This window comes from Haloferax sp. s1, assembly GCF_058382125.1.
Genome location: NZ_JBZRPK010000099.1, coordinates 1 through 1,027, shown reverse-complemented (window position 1 = coordinate 1,027; position 1,027 = coordinate 1). Strand labels below are relative to the sequence as shown.

The 1,027-nt window shown below is 57.8% G+C and carries 1 protein-coding gene; it reads left to right on the top strand.

Annotated elements, in window-relative coordinates:
- The first annotated feature begins 161 nt into the window (after window positions 1-161).
- Complete coding sequence (locus QT222_RS00685) at window positions 162-881, top strand: L-2-amino-thiazoline-4-carboxylic acid hydrolase (RefSeq protein ID WP_004060501.1); 720 nt, start codon at window positions 162-164, stop codon at window positions 879-881.
- The last annotated feature ends 146 nt before the right edge of the window (window positions 882-1,027 follow it).

The window sequence follows — 1,027 nt, the reverse complement described above, 5'->3', positions numbered from 1 at the left end:
CCCCTCTTCGTCGTCGAAATCTGGGCGTTCGTCGCCCTCCACGTCGTCCTCATCGTGGGCTTCAGCTACGGACTCTACCAGGGACGCCGAGAACGGAAGCGACGGTCGGGGGCTTCGGTCCAGCCAGGCACCGACGGACATTCGATGACGGGAGGGCACGAATGACTGGAGAACGTCCCCTCTCAGATGTGACCGAACTCGACGGATACGGCCACGGTATCACCGGCGTCACTCCAAACGGAAGACGGCATATGCCTCGCATCGTCCTGCGCGCGGTTCGTAAAGAATTCGGGGTTCTCAAAGGAATCGTTTTCCTGGCTCTCTCGCTGGTCCGGAGCGTCCTCGTCAAGCGACGGAACCCCGAAGGAATGAGACTAGCGGCCGACTACAGTTCGGAATTTGCGAACGACTTCCCGATGATAGTTGGGATGTACGAGACGCATTCGAACTGGACGGACGCGGACGAAGCGTACGGTTTCCTCCGGACGATCGTCCAGACATCGGCGCAATACCAGATGTACGACCTCTATCCAGTTGAGGAGCTCCAGGAATTCACCGATCCGTTTGAGGCGTTCAAACGCTACAACTACGGTATCTTCGCGGATGACGACAACTACCCGATGGAGGAGTTCGTCGACGAACCAAACCATTGCCAGATTATGGTTGGGTCGTGCGCAAACGTCCAGATTGCACACGCGTTTGGGTATCCCGAACTCGCGAAACTGGGATGTGATCACGACCTCGCTGGCTACCCGCTTATCGAAGATGACGTCGACGCGGTGTTTCGTCGTTCCCAAACCATCGCGAAAGGCGCCGACTCGTGCGATTTCCAGTTCTACCGGAAAGGGACCGAGCCTGATGCGACGTTCGAGAACAGATGACGAGATACAGACGAACCCTCGTTGGGTGACCCTTCGAGCATTCGTGGGTGGGCAGTCACGCGAGCGTCCGCGAGTGGCTTACCGATTCGCGCAATACTATAATCTTCAGAGACTGCACCAAGCGCTTGACGGACGAACCCCGGCCG

Coding starts and splice junctions, on each gene's coding strand:
- QT222_RS00685 (WP_004060501.1), top strand. CDS start 162: ATGACTGGAGAACGTCCCCTCTCAGATGTGACCGAACTCGACGGATAC.